At 60.0% G+C, this 17,456-nt stretch carries 8 protein-coding genes; all 8 read left to right on the forward strand.

Annotated features, from left to right (window positions below; translation table 11 throughout):
• Window positions 1-90: 90 nt before the first annotated feature.
• The 8 genes from ACKGJP_RS05800 to ACKGJP_RS05835 all read left to right on the forward strand — a co-directional run bounded on the left by ACKGJP_RS05800 (window position 91) and on the right by ACKGJP_RS05835 (window position 17,445).
• Window positions 91-951 carry a PmoA family protein gene (locus tag ACKGJP_RS05800; protein ID WP_409344736.1) on the forward strand — a complete coding sequence of 287 codons (861 nt, stop codon included), beginning with the start codon at window positions 91-93 and terminating at the stop codon, window positions 949-951.
• A complete protein-coding gene (locus ACKGJP_RS05805) occupies window positions 948-1,958 on the forward strand; it encodes an NAD(P)-dependent oxidoreductase (RefSeq protein ID WP_409344737.1) in 1,011 nt (336 codons plus the stop codon). The genes ACKGJP_RS05800 and ACKGJP_RS05805 overlap by 4 nt, the downstream gene beginning before the upstream one ends.
• 415 nt (window positions 1,959-2,373) lie before the next feature.
• Window positions 2,374-5,478: a hypothetical protein gene (locus tag ACKGJP_RS05810; protein WP_409344738.1), complete on the forward strand. Its 3,105-nt coding sequence runs from the start codon at window positions 2,374-2,376 to the stop codon at window positions 5,476-5,478.
• Window positions 5,479-5,688: 210 nt separating this feature from the next.
• Window positions 5,689-6,255: a hypothetical protein gene (locus ACKGJP_RS05815; protein WP_409344739.1), complete on the forward strand. Its 567-nt coding sequence runs from the start codon at window positions 5,689-5,691 to the stop codon at window positions 6,253-6,255.
• Between the two features lie 165 nt (window positions 6,256-6,420).
• A complete protein-coding gene (locus ACKGJP_RS05820; RefSeq protein ID WP_409344740.1) occupies window positions 6,421-6,537 on the forward strand; it encodes a YjcZ family sporulation protein in 117 nt (38 codons plus the stop codon).
• Between the two features lie 600 nt (window positions 6,538-7,137).
• Complete coding sequence (gene pheS, locus ACKGJP_RS05825; RefSeq protein WP_409344741.1) at window positions 7,138-8,172, forward strand: phenylalanine--tRNA ligase subunit alpha; 1,035 nt, start codon at window positions 7,138-7,140, stop codon at window positions 8,170-8,172.
• Window positions 8,173-8,246: 74 nt separating this feature from the next.
• A complete protein-coding gene (gene pheT, locus ACKGJP_RS05830) occupies window positions 8,247-10,679 on the forward strand; it encodes a phenylalanine--tRNA ligase subunit beta (RefSeq protein WP_409344742.1) in 2,433 nt (810 codons plus the stop codon).
• A gap of 1,711 nt (window positions 10,680-12,390) precedes the next feature.
• Window positions 12,391-17,445: a hypothetical protein gene (locus ACKGJP_RS05835; protein WP_409344743.1), complete on the forward strand. Its 5,055-nt coding sequence runs from the start codon at window positions 12,391-12,393 to the stop codon at window positions 17,443-17,445.
• Window positions 17,446-17,456 lie beyond the last annotated feature (11 nt).

Consider the following 17,456-nt stretch of genomic DNA (forward strand, 5'->3'; position numbering starts at 1 on the left):
AGCTTCATGGAGCCAAGTGCGAATCATCCGGCTGACGATACCCGTAATTGCGGTTGTTAAGAACGAGAAAGCGTAAGGAGGACGGCACTGATGGAGCGAACGTTTGAAGACACATCGCTTTACGCGATTCACGCGGATGAGGGCATCCGCATTTGCCGCAGCGGTCAGGATCAGCCGATCGTGGCGCAGCAAGCGGCGGCGCACAAGCGCCCTTATATTCATCCGATCGTCGCCCCCGACGGCAGAGGGACGCTCACGGAAAATGCGCCTCCGCACCATCCGTGGCAGCACGGGCTGTACGTCGGGCTAAACCAGGTGAACGGGATCGGGTTTTGGGAGGAGGGGCTGCTCGGCAACCCGGCCGACGGGTCCTTTCATCCGAAGCCGCTGGCGATGCCTTGGACCCGAGGCAATCGGGCCGGGTGGCACGTAGAGACGGACTGGCACAGTCCGGAAGGCGATACGATGCTCACGGAACGGCAGGAGTGGTCGCTTGAAGATTGCGGCAGCCGTTACCACCTCGATCTGATGTGGACGCTGAGCGCTCGGGTTGATCTCGTCTTCGGGCAATATGCGTACGGCGGCCTGTTTCTGCGGATGCCGTACCTGCACGAAGCGGGAGGAGAGGCCGTCAACGACCGCGGGCAGGCCAATCAGGATGCGGAAGCGCAGGCGGCCCGCTGGGTGGCGGTAAGCATGCCGATCGAGGGGCGAGAGGATTGGGCCGGCATCGCCATCATGGACGACCCCGGCAATCCGGAGCATCCGGTGCGCTGGCGGGTCGACGGGCAGCTCGGGATCGCTCCGAGCCGATGCATTGCCGGCGACTGGCGGCTGGCGAAGGGGCAATCCCAAACGTTCCGATACCGGTCGCTCGTTTATACGGGGCGGACGGATGCGGCGCTTGTTCAAGCAAGCTGGGATCAATTTGCAGGAGGGGATAGAGGATGAGAAGCGTCATTATCGTAAACCCGCGGTTCGAGGCGGTTTGGCCTTATGCGGCGGATCATTTTCACACGCTGTGGAAAGCGCAGGGGCCGGTCGAATTTATTCGGCTGGAGCACGGCGACGGTCGGAAGCTTGGCGAAATCGTGGACGACTGTGCCGGCATCGGACGGCTCGTCACGATGAACGTGCCGTTTACGAGCGAATGCTTGAGCCGTTTTGCGGATTTGCGCGAAACGGTCCTGCATGGTCCTAGCTGCACGGCGGTCATCCGCGAGGAGCTTGAGTCGCGCGGGGTGCGCGTGTACGGGCACCGCAGCGAAGGGTTCTGGGGGCAGTCCGTCTCCGAATTCGCGCTCGCCCTGACGCTGTGCGGGTTGCGCCGGATTCCCCAAACGCATCGGGCCATGATTGCCGGCCACGAGCCTTGGGCATATGTGCCCGAGGGCGGACTCGGCAAGCCGGGCGCGAGGGGCGAGCAGTTCGGCGACGATCCCGCGTTCGCTAACGGTACCGTCGAAGGCAAGCGCGTCCGTATCGTCGGCGCGGGCAATATTGCGAGCCGCTACGCCAGCTTCGTCCGTTTACTCGGTGCGGACACGGCGGCTTGGGATCCTTTCGCGAGCGAGCCGAGCTTTCACCGTGCGGGCTCGCGGAGGGAGCAGCATCTGGACCGGCTGGTTACGGATGCCGATATTTTTGCTCCGTTGATCCCGTTGACCGAGCAAACGAAAGGGCTTGTTACGGCGGATCATATCCGGGCCTTGCCGAAGGGCTGTTTGGTCGTGCTGGCGACCAGAGCGGGCATATGCGATATGAACGCGCTGCGCGAGCGGGTGCTGAACGACGAGCTCAGCCTTGCCGCCGACGTCTTCGACGTCGAGCCGCTGCCGCTGAACGATCCGCTGCTCGGCCGGCACAACGTCGTTCACACGCCGCACAATGCCGGGCGCACGATCGATGCGAACCGCAGATGGGCGGAAGCGCTCGCCGAGCAGTTTGTCCCCGTCTAGGAGGCCGTGCGAAACGATGCTGCGGTGATGTAGACGGAACGGCACTTCGCTAGCGGAACGTAGGTGCGCTAAGGTGGCGGATGGCGCGGAATCACTATTGCGGACGGAACGACGATACGCTAAATGTTAGTTTTGAGTGCGATTGCCCCGCATTTTGGCGCAAATAAGATACCGTCGTTCCGCAGCCGGTGCAGATTACCGATGAAACGCACAAATAAAGGACTGACGTTCCTCGCGTATCTATTCGAGCTGCTAAACGGAATCTAGAGGAACGCAGGTACGCTAATCCGAGCTGATGAAGGAACTCTGACGGAACGTAGACGTTAATCCCAGTTGAACAGATCAGGTCCGTACAACGATATACATCCAAGAAACCGCATCCCAGTGCCATATAAAGGTGACAGGAGGATGACTTATGGTTATCGGCAAATGGAAAAATCGTTTAACGCTAGCGCTTGGCTTTTGCCTCGCATGGGGGCAGGCATGCTCGGGAGCGGCTGCCGTTTCGCAGACGGCTTCGCCGGCGAATGCCGGGCTGCAGGAGGGGAACGCCGCAGGTTCGGCGGTTTCCGCTGCGCCTGCAAGCGGGGTTTCATCCGCCGTGGCGGTTACGGCTGCCACCTACGGGATGTACGAAGACATATTGAACCGGGAAGCCTCGTGGCTTTCCGGCTTACAGCTGGGTAGCGGCATCGTTCCGATGGCGCCGGGCAGCGGCCGCGTCGTGCCGTATTTTGCGAATCTAGCTTTGCTCGGGCTGCTGGAGAAGCCGGAGCAAGCGTCCGTAGTCCGGAAATATATGGACTGGTATTTCGCTCATTTGAACCGGGCAGGGACGCCGGACGCTCCTGCAGGCTCCATCTTTGATTACACCGTCGGAGCCGACGGGCAGACGGAAACCGCAAGCGGCGATTTCGATTCGACCGACTCGTATGCGTCGACGTTCCTTAACGTGCTGCGCAAATATGCCGCCAAGACGGGCGACACGGCGTATTTGCAAGCGCATCGCAGCGACATCGAGCTGATCGCGGGGGCGATGCTCGCCACGAAGCAGGCCGACGGTCTGACATGGGCGAAGCCCGCATACCGTGTCAAATATTTGATGGACAACGCGGAGGTCTACAAAGGCCTGCTGGATATGGAATGGATCAGCGGCGCCGTATTCGGCGACGAGGCAGGCGCAGCGCTTTACCGGCAGCATAAGAACGACGTATTGGCAGGTATCGGAGGCCTATGGTCGGACGGCAAAAATGCGTTCGCCTTTGCCAAAATGGAAGACGGCGGGCTTCTTCTCCCGGACTGGAACAGCTTTTACGCGGATGCGACGGCGCAGCTGTTCCCGATTTGGACCGGCGTGCTGGCGCCGGACAGCGAACGAGCGCTGCAGCTGTACAACACGTTCAACGAGCATCATCCGGGTTGGCCGCAGCTGAACAAGCCGGATGCGTTTCCGTGGGCGATTCTGGCGTACACGGCGGCAATCATGGGAGACCGTGTCAGAACGGATCAGTTTCTCGAATCGGTCAAGGCCGCATACATAGACCGCGATCATCCTTGGCCTTGGTATGCGATGGAAAGCGGCATGACGATGCTTGCTGCAGCGATTATGAAGGAGAAGCCGGACGCTCCGCGCTCCTGGAGCATGGGCAATCTGCAGGAGGGCGCAATCTTGACGGCGCTGCCTTATACGGTGACGGGAACGGCGGAGAGCGTTCAAGACGTGGAGCTGCGATGGACGAACGGCTTGACCGGACAAACACAAACGTTCCGTGCGACTGCCGCAGGCGGGAATTGGCAGCTGCCGATCGAAGGGCTGACGAACGGAACCTACACGGTGGAAGCGTCGGCCAAAGACCGTTTCGCCAATCTTATCGCCTCGCAGCGGTTAACCGTCACCGTCAAGGTTGCCGGCAGCGGACCGGCGATCGCCAAAGCGGTCGTTCAGCCGGACCGGGACGTGCTGCGGCGCGGCGAGTCCACGATGCTGCGAGTGCTGGCGTTTGCGGAGGACGGCCGGACGCCGGTCAGTCTGGAAGGCGCGCAAATCGCCTATCATACCGACCGGCCGGAGCTGGCGTCGGTCGATGCGCAAGGCATGTTGACGCTGCGGGCTTTGGCGGCCGACGTAAACCGCCTTACCGTATGGGCTTTCGTTACGAAAGGGTACGACGTCTTGAGAACGGAGCCCTTAACGGTCTCCATATCGCATGAAGCGATGACGATGGCCGACGACGTGCTGGACCGGTTGTCGGCGTGGATCGGCGGGCGGCAGCTGGCGAACGGCTCCATAACGCTAAAGGCGGACGGACGCGAAATCGTGCCGGAAGCCGCGAGTATCGGGGCGCTCGGCTTGCTGCTCCGCGAGGAAACGGTACCGAACGTCAAAAGATACATCGATTGGTATACCTCGCATTGGGCGTGGGGGGACCGGTACGGCATGTACGGAACGGTCGACAACTACCGGCTGAATGCGAATACGGGCCAGTGGGAATCGGCCGGCGCCTATGACAGTGCCAGTTCGAATATCGGTACGTTCATTTCGCTGCTGCGCGCCCATTACGAGAAAACGGGCGAGTTCAAGCTTCCGCAATCGAGCCTCGATTTGATGACGGGCGGCGTCGGCATGATGCGCTCTCAGGCGGGAGACGGGCTTATGTGGAAGCTGCCGGATGCGCAAACGAAGCGTCTCCGCGACAATGCGCTTGCCTATAAAGGGATGTCGGACAGCGTATGGCTGTTTCTTAACCGGTTTCAGGCGGCGGGCCCTGCTGGCTACTTCCGGAGCTTCACGGATTTTCTGCACGACGGTATCCAGAGCGAGCTATGGAACCCGGGAGCGGGCTCCTACTACTTGGCCTTGAACGAGCGGGGAGAGGGGCAGCCGCCGAGCTGGAGCGTCAAACCGGAAGCGGCCGGACAGCTGGCCGTCGTCTATACCGGAGTCGTTTCGCCGGATAGCGAAACGGCCCGGAATCTGTATGCGGCGTACAACCGCAGCTTCCCAGGCTGGTCCGGCGTCGACGCTTTGTCCGGCACCGATGCGGCGGTCGCTTACGCTGCAGCGCTTATGGGCGACAGGACGCGGGCGAGCGCTTACCTGGGCCGCTTGCTCGACGCTCTGAAGGCGGATCGTCTGCCGGCGGACTGGACGGTCGAGCATGCGGGGAATGCCATGCTGGCCGCCGAGCTGGTCAAGACGATGCCGGCCGCCGCCGTCGTTGCCATCGACAAACCGGACGACGGGGACCTCGTAAAGAATGGGTCTATCAAAGCGAAGGGGACCGTTAGCGGGGCGGTTCGGATACGCGTCGAGTGGCGGGAGAAATACGGCTCCGCCAAAGGACGCGAAGAGATCGACGTCCGCAAGAAGAACGGCAAATGGCAGCTGACGCTCGATCATTTGCGGATCGGCTCCTCCTACGAGCTGACCGTGTACGCGCTCGACGAGCGGGGCTACCCGCTGCCGGGAACGGCGCGAAGCGTGACCGCCCAGGTCGGGGGCAAACCCCGCGATCGATAGTATCGATATTTCCGTACATACGGAAGACGGAATACCAAATAAAGGAGTACTCCTTTCTCTTGATTATGGGGCGAGAATCCCACGTCGAGAGCCTGGGGTGCTCTTTTCCGTCTCCTAAGCAGACCTCGCAAAGAAACGCAAAATGCTTCCTGAAACATATCCGAGCGGGAAATCGTCATAAGGATGGAAAGAGGGAAGGAGAGGCCGCGAATGAAATTGATAGCGCTTACCATGCTGAAGGTCATAGTATTGACGGTACTTTTCGCTTGCTTGTATTCGCTCCAACCGAAGACAGGCTATGCCTGCTCCTGTGCGGGGCCGTTATCCGTGCAGCAGGAGCTCCAGAGCAAAACCGCTGTTTTTTCCGGAAAAGCGGTGAGCGTGAACGTACAAAAAGGGCTGCTCCGTTCGTCGGCCGATCCCGTCGCGGTGACGCTCGAGGTCGACCGGGTATGGAAAGGCGAGATCGGCAGGAAACAAACCGTCTATACGGCGATGGACGGCGCGAGCTGCGGATTCAAATTCGAGACGGGCCGCGAATATGTGATCTATGCTCACAGCGGCAATGACAAGCTGGAAACGAGCATTTGCAGCCGGACGAAGCTTTTATCGGCGGCAGCTGAGGATAGTAAGCTATTGGGTGCCGGACAGCCGCCCGGTCCAGACAACCGTGAAGCGAGCGGCAGCGCGGGCATATGGCTAATGGTTTCGGCATTCGCGATGATGGGCGCCGTCTCTTTTTACGTCATTTTCAGGTACAGAAAAAGGATGAAGTAACGGGGGTGATCGTCCCCTTGCAAAATGAGAAACAGGGACGGCTGCCCGGCTTGTCCTTACGGGCATTTTTTGAATATATGGGGGAATACCCAGTCCGCCGGGACATTTTCGACATACGATGTCTTGCGTCTACTAATTAACCTTACACGAAGGGTGGAAAAACAAATGGGCAATGTTGCGGGACTTGGTTTCGGCGGGTTTACTTCGACAGGCGTCATTTTGGTACTCTTCATTCTGCTTGTTATCGTAGCTTGCGCATGTTGCTTCGGCGGAGGCTGCTAATTCCCATTCAGCGATTATTCGCGATATAGCGGCACAGGAAAGGCTCTCGCCTATTCGGGCGGGGGTCTTTTGGGTTTTAGCCGGAGCTTGCAACAGTTCGCGGTTTTGCTTATAATAGCTGTTATTAGCGCGTGTTTGTAGGGGCTCGTTTACTAACCGGGCGCTTGCTGAACGTTCATATGAAAATGCTACGACGGAGATAAGTACGCAGTGCCTCTTTACAGGGAGAAGACGCCGGAGATTGAGAGCGTCTTTAAGGAATCAGGCTGCCGAAGTTCACTCCCGAGCAGTCCCTTGAAACCGTTGAAACGGCAAGTAGAGGGTACCGGCGACAAGCCGTTATCGCAAGGAAGCGAAGACATGCGGGACATCGTTTCGGCTCGAGCTATCGAATCGGGATGACGGTCCGGGAGAACGCCTGAGGGCGGAGAAGCATGACTTAACAAGGGTGGTACCACGGCGATTTCGTCCCTTATGGGGGATGGAAGCGTCTTTTTTGCGTTCATGCCCATCATGGCGATGAACTTGCGTAAGAGGGTTAGGCTTAAGAATCGACGCATCGCACCGCTTTGCGGGTTAAGACAAAAGGAGGCAACCGAAATGAAACAACGTTTGGAGGCGCTCAAGCAGGAAGCGCTGCAGGAGCTCGCACAGGTAACGAACAGCCAGCACCTGAACGACCTGCGCGTCAAATATTTGGGCAAAAAGGGCCCGCTTACCGAAATTTTGCGCGGCATGGGCGCGCTGAGCGCGGAGGAGCGCCCGATCATCGGGCAAGTGGCGAACGACGTTCGCGCCGCGATCGAGGAAGTCATAGAAGCGAAGCAGGCGGAATATCAGCGCCAGGAAACCGCAAGCCGGCTTGCGGCCGAAACGATCGACGTGACGCTGCCGGGACGTCCGGCAGGCCATGGCGCCGTGCATCCGCTCAGCAAGGTCATCCAGGACATCGAGGACATTTTTATCGGGATGGGCTATACGGTGGCGGAAGGTCCAGAGGTGGAGCAGGATTATTACAACTTCGAGGCGCTCAATTTGCCCAAAAATCACCCGGCCCGCGACATGCAGGATTCGTTCTACGTCACGGATGATATTTTGATGCGTACCCATACTTCGCCGGTTCAAGTGCGCACGATGGAGAAAATGAAAGGCGCCGCGCCGGTTAAAATCATTTGCCCGGGCAGAGTGTACCGCCGCGACGACGACGACGCGACCCACTCCCATGTGTTCACGCAGATCGAGGGACTCGTTATCGACCGCAACATTAAAATGAGCGACCTGAAGGGGACCCTGCTGCAATTCGTGCAGGAGATGTTCGGCAAGGATACGCAAATCCGTTTGCGCCCAAGCTTCTTCCCGTTCACGGAGCCGAGCGCGGAGGTCGACGTGACCTGCTGCATGTGCAAAGGCTCGGGTTGCCGCACGTGTAAGCAGACGGGCTGGCTCGAAATTCTCGGCTCCGGCATGGTGCATCCGCGCGTGCTCGAGATGGCCGGATACGATCCGCAGGAGTTCAGCGGCTTCGCTTTCGGTATGGGCGTCGAGCGGATCGCGATGCTCAAATACGGCGTCGACGACATTCGTCATTTCTACATGAACGACCTGCGGTTCCTGAAGCAGTTCGTGCATATTTAGGCTTTGGCCGATAGATCCCGTCATCCGGCTGAGCCGGTGCCGATTATTTTGAAGGAAGAGGGAGTGGCATAACAATGAAAGTATCCTATAAATGGTTATCGGATTACGTCGACGTTTCGGGCTTCACGGCTGCGGAACTGGCGGAAAAGCTGACGCGCAGCGGCATCGAGGTGGATGTCGTCGAGAACCGCAACAAAGGCGTCGAGAACGTCGTCGTCGGCTTCGTTAAATCGAAGGAGAAGCATCCCGATGCGGATAAATTGAACGTTTGTATCGTTGACGCGGGACAGGGCGAGGACCTGCAAATCGTGTGCGGCGCGAAAAACGTGGCAGCGGGGCAAAAGGTGCCTGTCGCGATCGTCGGCGCGAAGCTCCCTGACGGTCTGCAAATCAAGCGCGCCAAGCTGCGCGGCGTCGAATCGCAAGGCATGATCTGCTCGGCGAAGGAGCTTGGCCTTAACGACAAGCTGCTGCCGAAGGAGATTCAGGAGGGCATTCTGGTGCTGCCGGAGGACACGCAGGTCGGCTTGAGCATTCTCGACGTTCTGGCGATCGACGATCATGTGCTTGAGCTGGATTTGACGCCGAACCGTTCCGACTGTCTCAGCATGCTGGGAGCGGCTTACGAAATCGCGGCGATTCTAGGCCGCGAAGTAAAGCTTCCTTCGACGGATGCAGGGCTTCGGACGAGTGCAAGCAAAGCGGCTGATGCCGTGAGCGTAACGATTAGCGCGCCTGAAGCTTGCTCGCACTACAGCGCGCGGCTGCTCGAAGGCGTAACGATCGGACTGGCGCCTCTCTGGATGCAAAACCGTCTGATGGCGGCAGGCATTCGCCCGATCAATAACATCGTCGACATTACGAACTATGTCATGCTCGAATACGGTCAACCGCTTCACGCATTCGACGCGAACAAGCTGGAGGGCGGCCGCATCGAGGTGCGCTTCGCCCGCGAAGGCGAAACGATCGTGTCGCTGGACGACGCCGAACGTAAACTTGAGCCTCATATGCTGGTCATTGCGGACGGCGCGAAGCCGGTTGCCATTGCCGGCGTTATGGGCGGAGCGAATTCGGAAGTATCGGAGGGCACGTCGAGCATTCTGCTGGAATCGGCCAAATTCGCCGGCAGCACCGTTCGCAAAACGTCGCGTCAGCTCGGGCTGCGCTCGGAATCGAGCGCGCGCTTCGAGAAGGAAGTGAATCCGGAGGGCGTCCTTGCTGCGCTCAACCGCGCGGCTTCGCTGATCTGCGAGTACGGCGGCGCCAAAGCGGCCGAAGGTATCGTGGAAGCGGTCGCCGAGCGTCATACGCAGGTCCGGGTGAAGCTTACGCTGACGAAGGTGAACGGCTACCTCGGCACTTCGTTGTCGCTTGACGAGGTGAAGGCGATTTTCGACCGTCTGAACTTTGCTTACGATGCGGAAGGCGCCGAAACGCTTGTCGTCCATGTGCCTAGCCGCAGAGGAGATATTTCCCGCGACGTCGATCTGATCGAAGAGGTAGCCCGTCTTCACGGCTACGATAACATTCCGACGAGTCTTATGAGCGGGGTAACGACGCCGGGCGCGCTCACGAAGGAGCAGAAGGTACGCCGCACGGTGCGCAGCCTGCTGACGGAGAGCGGATTGCACGAGGTGGTCGCTTATAGCTTTACGCATCCTCAACAGATCGTCCAATTCCCGGGACGTTATCCGGACGCCAAGCCGGTGGCGCTGGCGCTGCCGATGAGCGAGGAACGCAGCGCGCTGCGCACGAGCCTCGTTCCGCATTTGCTTGATACGGCCGTGTATAACCGGAACCGGAGCAACGACGATATCGCCGTATTCGAAATCGGCAAAGTGTTCGTCTCCCGCGAGGAATCGCTGACGAAGCTGCCGGAGGAGCGGCTGCTGCTCTCGATCCTGTGGACGGGCAACCGCCGCGGCACGCACTGGACGGGGAAAGCGGAGAAGGTGGATTTCTTCGACGCGAAGGGCGTGCTGGAAAAACTGTTCGGCTACCTGGGCGTGAACGTATCGTATTCCGCTTCCTCCGAGCAGGATGGCTTTCATCCGGGTCGCACGGCCGTCCTATCGATCGGGGAAACGCAGATCGGCACGCTCGGCCAGCTTCATCCGGAGCTGCAGCAGGCGAAGGATCTGGACGACACGTACGTGTGCGAGCTGGAGCTGGATACGCTGAGCGGCTTCGTTTCGTTCGACATCGCCTATAGGACGCTGCCTCGCTTCCCGGCAAGCACGCGCGACATCGCCGTCGTCGTCGACCGCGGCGTAGCCGTAGGCTCGCTGGAAGCGGCGGTTCGCGAAGTCGCGGGCTCGCTGCTCGAATCGATTCAGGTGTTCGACATTTACACCGGCGAGCGTCTCGGTGCGGACAAGAAGAGCGTGGCGTTAGCGCTCGTTTACCGTCATCCGGAGCGCACGCTGAACGACGAAGAAGTAGCCGATCTGCACGGCCGCGCCGTGGCGGCGCTCGAGCAATCGTTCGGCGCGGAGCTGCGTAAATAGTCCGCTGCGACACTGCGGATAAATGTGAATGCAACCTCCCCATTAAAGGCGTTATGGCCTTTAATGGGGAGGTTTTTTTACGAAGGGGGAGGAATGCGGATTCGGTTGATACAGGCTGATCGGGGTGACGCGGGCTGACGCGAGCAGTCGCAGGTGGATCAGGCTAACTCGGCGGATGCCGGAGGGAGAGGCAGGAAGCGTAAATGCTCTATAGCTCCTCCGTATATTTAACTGCAAACGTACCCGGTACCAAGCGTCCGAAGCGAGCCGGCTGTAAATAACGAACGAGACGTCCGCCCCACCCGAGCGGGCTGCCAGCTACGAAGGAAGGAGCCAGTTATTACACTCAAGCGGGATGTCAGCTACGAAGGAAGGAACCAGTTATTACACTCAAGCGTGCTGCCAGCTACGAAGGAACGAGTCAGTTATTACACTCAAGCGTGCTGTCAGCTACGAAGGAACGAGCCAGTCATCCCGCCAAGCGTGCTTCCAGCAACCAACGAGAGCCAACCAATCTACCAAAGTGCTGCCAGAAACTAACACGAATCAACCGCCAAGCGTACTGCCAGCAACCAACCAACGAACGAGTCAACCAATCCACCAAGGGTGCTGCCGGCAACCAACGAATCCAGCAGCAAGGGCCTGATGTTAATACGCTTAGTTACCCTTCGCACAATTCCGTAGACAAACCTATCTCCCATCCAGCACTTCATTTCATCCGCACCTCCGTCCACATGTTTAGTTAGTAGTGTAATGCCCGGGGCAGAGCGGCCATTTTGTATGATCCTTACGCCTGCCTCGCTGGAAGTTCGTTACTGCCGCTGTAGAACGTCGATTTTTTGCTTTGAACAGGTTTAGTGAACCAAAGTTCATTATTTATTACCCTAAGTTCACTATTTCGACCGATCAACGGTGGAAATTGGTGAATAGTGAAGCAGAGGTCGCTAAATTACCGTGAAGTTCACTAATTATGAAGCTAGGTTCATTATTGTCTACTCAGGTCTCTTTTTAGCTGGAAATAGTGAACTTTGCTTCACTAATAGTGAACTGTCCTTCACTAAAATTACGGTATGCTTGGGCAAACCTTGGAGCAAACGGTGAGAATGGCGGTTTGGAGCTGCTCATGAGAAGTCGGAGTGTCTCCCGTTCGGCAATCGTCTTTTATACGGATGTTACTGAGTCTAGCGGCGTTTGATTATTCCGAATGCAGCACCCCAAATGGGAGAACTCGTTGGGGCAGCCCTCCTGTCCATATTTTCTTTCGGAACTTACTCGTTCCCTAACCGTAAACAGAATACGGCGTGGACACATGGTGGTGAAGCGCGTGCAGGGCTTGGCTTCTGTTTTTACGGAAGGCTGACATGTAACGTTATCGAGTTGGGCGGAATTCAGACGGCGAAGCAGCCGATAAATAGGCGAAAAATGACGGTTGTTGCTCACTTGAGGGGAGAAACGTTGCAGAAAGGTGTCGGAATCGCATAATTGAGCCTTTTTACACTAGTGGCAGAAGGAAATTGCACTTTCATTAGCGAATAGTAACGGATGAATCGGTTGCGCGTATGTGCAGAGCGAACCGGTTCCTGGAAATGGGATCAATTGCCGTTGAAACGGTTTGGATGAATTTATGAGACGACAACTATAGCAAAACGGTCACGTTATGCCGGATGATGCGAAATAACGGAAGCAGGGAGAAGTAAGGAGGACTTTAAACGTGAATGGCGAGGATAGCAAAATCAAGGTAACGGTTGATATTTACGGCACCCAGTATCGGCTTGTCGGCGAATCGAGCCCCGGCTATATGAAGACGGTGGCAGCCCAAGTCAATGAACATATGAAACGAATTGCGAGTACGGCTCCTCAGCTCGACACTATGCGGATAGCCGTGCTAGCGGCAGTACATATGGCGGATGAGTTCCAAGGAATGAAGACCGAGCTGGGGAAAACACGCGACGATATGCAGCAGCGTTTCGATTCGCTGCAGAAAGAAATTCGCGAATCGCATAGCCGCGTCAAAACGTTGGAGACGGATTTGTCCGGTGCGTTGGAGCACGGAATTGCCCAGGAAAAGGCGCTGCGCGAAGAGCTTGAACAGGTGCAAGCCGATGTTCAGGCTCAGGTGAAGGCGCTGGAAGCGGCAAAAGAAGCGGCGACGGCCAAGCAGCGCGAGCTGCAGCAGGCGCTGGAGCGTGCGCAAGGGAGTGCGAAGGCGGAGCGGGAGCGCTTGGAGCAGGCGCTTAATGCGGCGCGGTCGGAGGCGGCGGCGAAGCAGCGCGAGCTGCAGCAGGGGCTGGAGCGCGCGCAAGCGAATGCGAAAGCGGAACGCGAGCGTTTGGAGCAGGCGCTGAACACGGCGCGGACTGAAGCGGCGGCGAAGCAGCATGAGCTTGGCGAAGCGCTGGAGCGCGCGCAGGCGGAAGCGGGCGAGCAATCACGCGAGCTGACGAAGCTGCGCGAGGCGAAAGCGGAGCTGGAGGAGTCGGCGGCGACGCTGGAGCTGCTGCATGCGGAGGCGCAGGGCGAGTGGGAAGCGAAGCGGCGCGAGCTAGGCGAAGCGCTGGAGCGTGCGCAGATGGAAGCGGGCGAGCAATCACGCGAGCTGACGAAGCTGCGGGAGACGAAGGCGGAGCTGGAGGAGACGGCGGCGACGCTGGAGCTGCTGCACGCGGAGGCGCAGAGCGAGTGGGAAGCGAAGCGGCGCGAGCTTGGCGAAGCGCTGGAGCGCGCACAGGCGGAAGCGGGCGAGCAATCACGCGAGCTGACGAAGCTGCGAGAGGCGAAAGCGGAGCTCGAGGAGACGGCGGCGACGCTGGAGCTGCTGCACGCGGAGGCGCAGAGCGAGTGGGAAGCGAAGCGGCGCGAGCTTGGCGAAGCGCTGGAGCGTGCGCAGGCGGAAGCCGGCGAGCAAGCGCGTGAGCTGACGAAGCTGCGGGAGACGAAGGCGGAGCTGGAGGAGACGGCGGCGACGCTGGAGCTGCTGCACGCAGAGGCGCAGAGCGAGTGGGAAGCGGAACGGCGCAAGCTTAACGAAGCGCAGGTGCGTACGCAGGCGGAAGCCGAGGCGCGGGAACGCGATCTGGCGAAGTTGCGGGAGACGAAGGCGGAGCTGGAGGAGACTGCGGCGACGCTGGAGCTGCTTCACGCGGAGGCGCAGAGCGAGTGGGAAGAGGAGCGTTCGCGGCTGAACAGCCATGCGGATACGCTGCAAGCGGAGCTGAACGCGGCATTCGAGCGCGAGCAGCAGGCTGCACAGCAGCTTGAAGCGGCGCGTACGGAAGCGGGCGCGAAGCAGAAAGAACTGGAGGCGGCGCGCGAAACGGCCGGTGTAAAGCAGCGCGAGCTGCAGCAAGCTCTGGAACGGGCTCAAGCAGCTGCGCGAGCCGAGCGGGATCGTCTGGAGCAGGCGCTGCAAGCGGCGCGGTCCGAAACGGAAGCGAAGCAGCGTGAGCTTGACGAAGCGGTTGCGCATGCGCAAGCGGAAGCGGCTGAGCAAGAACGCGAGCTAACGAAGCTGCTGGAGGCTAAGGCCGAGCTGGAGGAAACCGCGGCAACGCTGGAATTGCTGCAAGCGGAGGCCGAGAGCGAGTGGGCGGCGGAGCGGTCTAAGCTGAGCGGCAAAGCGGAAACGCTGCAAGCGGAGCTAAGCGCGGCGTTCGAGCGCGAGCAGCAGGCGGCGCATCAGCTTAACGCCGTTCGCGAGGAAGCGGGAGCGAAGCAGAAGGAGCTGGAGGCCGCTTGCGAAGCGGCTGTCGCGAGACAGCGTGAGCTGCAGCAAGCGCTGGAGCGCGCCCAAGCGGGCGCTCGTGCGGAGCGCGATCGTCTGGAGCAGGCGTTGCAGCAGGCACGATCGGAAGCGGAAGCGAAGCAGCGCGAGTTCGGCGAAACGTTAGAACGCGCCCAGGTCAAAGCCGCATCGCAAGAGCTGGAATTAGCGCAGCTGCGCGAAGTGAAGCTTCAATTGGAGGAGACGGCGGCAACGCTGGAGCTGCTGCAAACGGAAGCGCTGGAGGAATGGCAGGCGGAACGCGAGCGGTTGAGCGGCCAAAAGGAATCGCTGCAAGCGGATCTCCATGCTGCAATCGAGCGCGAGCGGCAGGCGGCGCGGGAGCTTGAAGCGGCGCGTGCGGAAACGGACGCTGTGCGGACCGAGCATGAAGCGGCGGAATCGAAAATGCGCGAGCTAGAGCGGACGCTGGAGCAGTCGCAAGCAGGCGCGCAAGCCGAGCGCGAGCGCCTGGAGCAAACGCTGCAGACCGCACGCTCAGAAGCGGAAGCGAAGCAGCGTGAGCTGCAGCAGGCGCTGGAGGAATCGCAAGCGGACGCGCAAGCCGAGCATAAGCGTTTGGAATTAACGCTGCAAAATGCACGCACGGAAGCGGAAGAAAAGCAGCGTGAGCTGCAGCAAGCGCTCGAGCAGTCGCAAACAGACGCAGGAGCCGAGCGCGAGCGCCTGGAGCAAGCGTTGCAAACGGTACGTGCGGAAGCGTCGGCCAAGCAGCGTGAGCTTGGCGAAGCGTTGGAGCTTGCGCAAGCGGAAGGCGTTTCGAGAGAGCGCGAGCTCAAGAAGCTGCAGGAGGCAAAGGCGGAGCTGGAGGAAACGGCGGCGACGCTGGAACTGCTTCAAGTCGAGGCGGAGAGCGAGTGGCAAGCGGAGCGCGCCAAGCTGAGCGGCCAAGCGGATACGCTGCAGGCGGAGCTGAATGCGGCGTTCGAGCGCGAGCGGCAGGCGGCGCTGCGGCTGGAGGCGGCGCGCGAGGAAGCGGCAGACGCGCGTCAGGTGCATGAGGCGGCTGGCGAAGCGGCGCAAGCGAAACAGCGCGAGCTGCAGCAAGTATTAGAGCTCGCGCAAGCTGATGCGCTCGCCGAGCGCGAGCGCCTGGAGCAAGCGCTGCAAGCGGTACGTGCGGAAGCGGCCGCGAAGCAGCGTGAGCTCGGCGAAGCGCTGGAGCGAGCGCAGGCTGCAGGAGCGGTTCAGGAGCGGGAGTTGGCTCAGCTGCGCGCGGCGAAGACGGAGCTGGAAGAAACGGCTGCCATGCTGGAAGAGCTGCAGGCGGAAGCGCAGGGCGATTGGGATGCGGAACGCGCACGGCTAAGCGCTCAGGCGGATACGCTGCAGACCGAGCTTGAGGCAGCTGCAGAACGCGGGAAGCAAGCGGCGGCGCAGCTTCATGAAGCGCAAGCGGAAGCCGGTGCGGTGCGGCAGGAGCTTCAAGCGGTACGCGCGGAAGCGGAAACGAATCACCGCATGCTAAGCGAGGCGCTGGAGCAGACACAAACGGAGGCCCTCGCCAAAGAGCGCGAGCATGTGGATCAACTGCGGGCGCTGCAGGAACGCGCGCAGACGGAAATATCGCGTCTCACCCAGTCGCTGCAGGCGGTACAGGCCGACCGTTTGCGTCAGCGGGAAACGCTGGAGGGCGCTGCGGCCGAAGCGAGAGCGGAGCAGCAGCGGCTGAAAGAAGCGCTGCGGGCCGTGAAGAACGATTCGCACGCTACGCAAGAAGAGTCGCGCCTGCGGCTGCAAACGGCGGAAGCGGAAAGCGAACGGCTTCGGCTCGTTCTCCAAACGACGCTTTCCGATGCCCAGGAGGAACGCGAGCGTCTTAGAAGCGCAGCGGCGGAAGCGGAGGCGGAGCTGGCAGCCGAACGGGAACGCCGATCGGCGGAAAACGAGCAGCTTCGCGCGGAACTGGCCCGCATGCAGGAACAGGCGAACCAGCGATTGGCAGCCGTGTCTGCGGAGCAGGAAGAGCTGAAGCTTTCTCTCGAAATCGAACGCGACGAGCTGAAGCTTTCTATGGAAGAAGAGCTTGCAGCCGTTCGCGCAGAGCGAGAGCAGCTGCGGGATGCGCTGGAAGAAGTCGAGGAGCGCGCGCAAGCGGAGCAGGAACGGTTGTCGAAGTCGCTGCAAGCGGCTCAAAGCGAAAAACAACGGCTTCATGAGGCGCTGGATGCGGCGAATGGCGATGCCCAAGCGGAATGCCAGCGGCTGAAGGAGTCGCTGAAGACGGTCAAGATGGAAATGCAGACGGTGCAGGAGCTTGCACAGCAGTCGATGAAAGCCGCTCAAGACGAACTGGCGAAATTGCAGTACGCCTACGAGGACGTTGAGGAGCAAGCGGAGACGGAGCGCGTGCGGCTCGAGAAGCAGCTTGAAGCCAGCCGGGCGGCAGCGGAGAAGGCTTCCGAGGCGAAGAAAGAGCTGGAGCGCGAGGTCCAGGAATGGCACGAGCAAACGGCGGAAGCGCAGCAGGAATGGCGTGCCGAGCGCAGTAAGCTGAACGAGCAGCTCCAAGCGGCGAAGGCCGATTTGGAGAATGCGGTGGCGAGCGAAAGGAAAGCGGTTGAACGGCTTTCGGAAACGGAGCGGGAAAGCGGCAAGTTGATCAAACAGCAGGAGCAGTGGCAGGAAACGCTCGCAACGGTCAAAGCGGACTCGCAAGCCGAGCAGAAAAGACTACGCGAAGCGCTCGAGGCCGGTCAGGTGGAATGGACGGTCGAACAGGAGCGGCTGAGCGACTTGCTGCAAACCTTGCATGCGGCGCAAGCGGAAAGCGTCAAGCTTCGCGAGGCGTTGACCGCCGCCGAGGCGGAGCGGAACGAGCTGTCCGGCTCGCTGGAGGCAGCCGCTGCCAAGCTTGTCGAGCGCGATCAGCAGGACGGCTCGCTTGAGGCCAAATACAAGGCGCTGAAGGAAGAATACGAGAAGCTGAAAGTGGAATACAACGAATGGATCGAACTCGTCATGGAGGAGCCGGAAGCCAAGTAAACGGAGGACTC

Source organism: Paenibacillus litoralis (assembly GCF_046244365.1).
In the GTDB taxonomy this organism is placed as follows: Bacteria; Bacillota; Bacilli; order Paenibacillales; family NBRC-103111; genus Paenibacillus_V.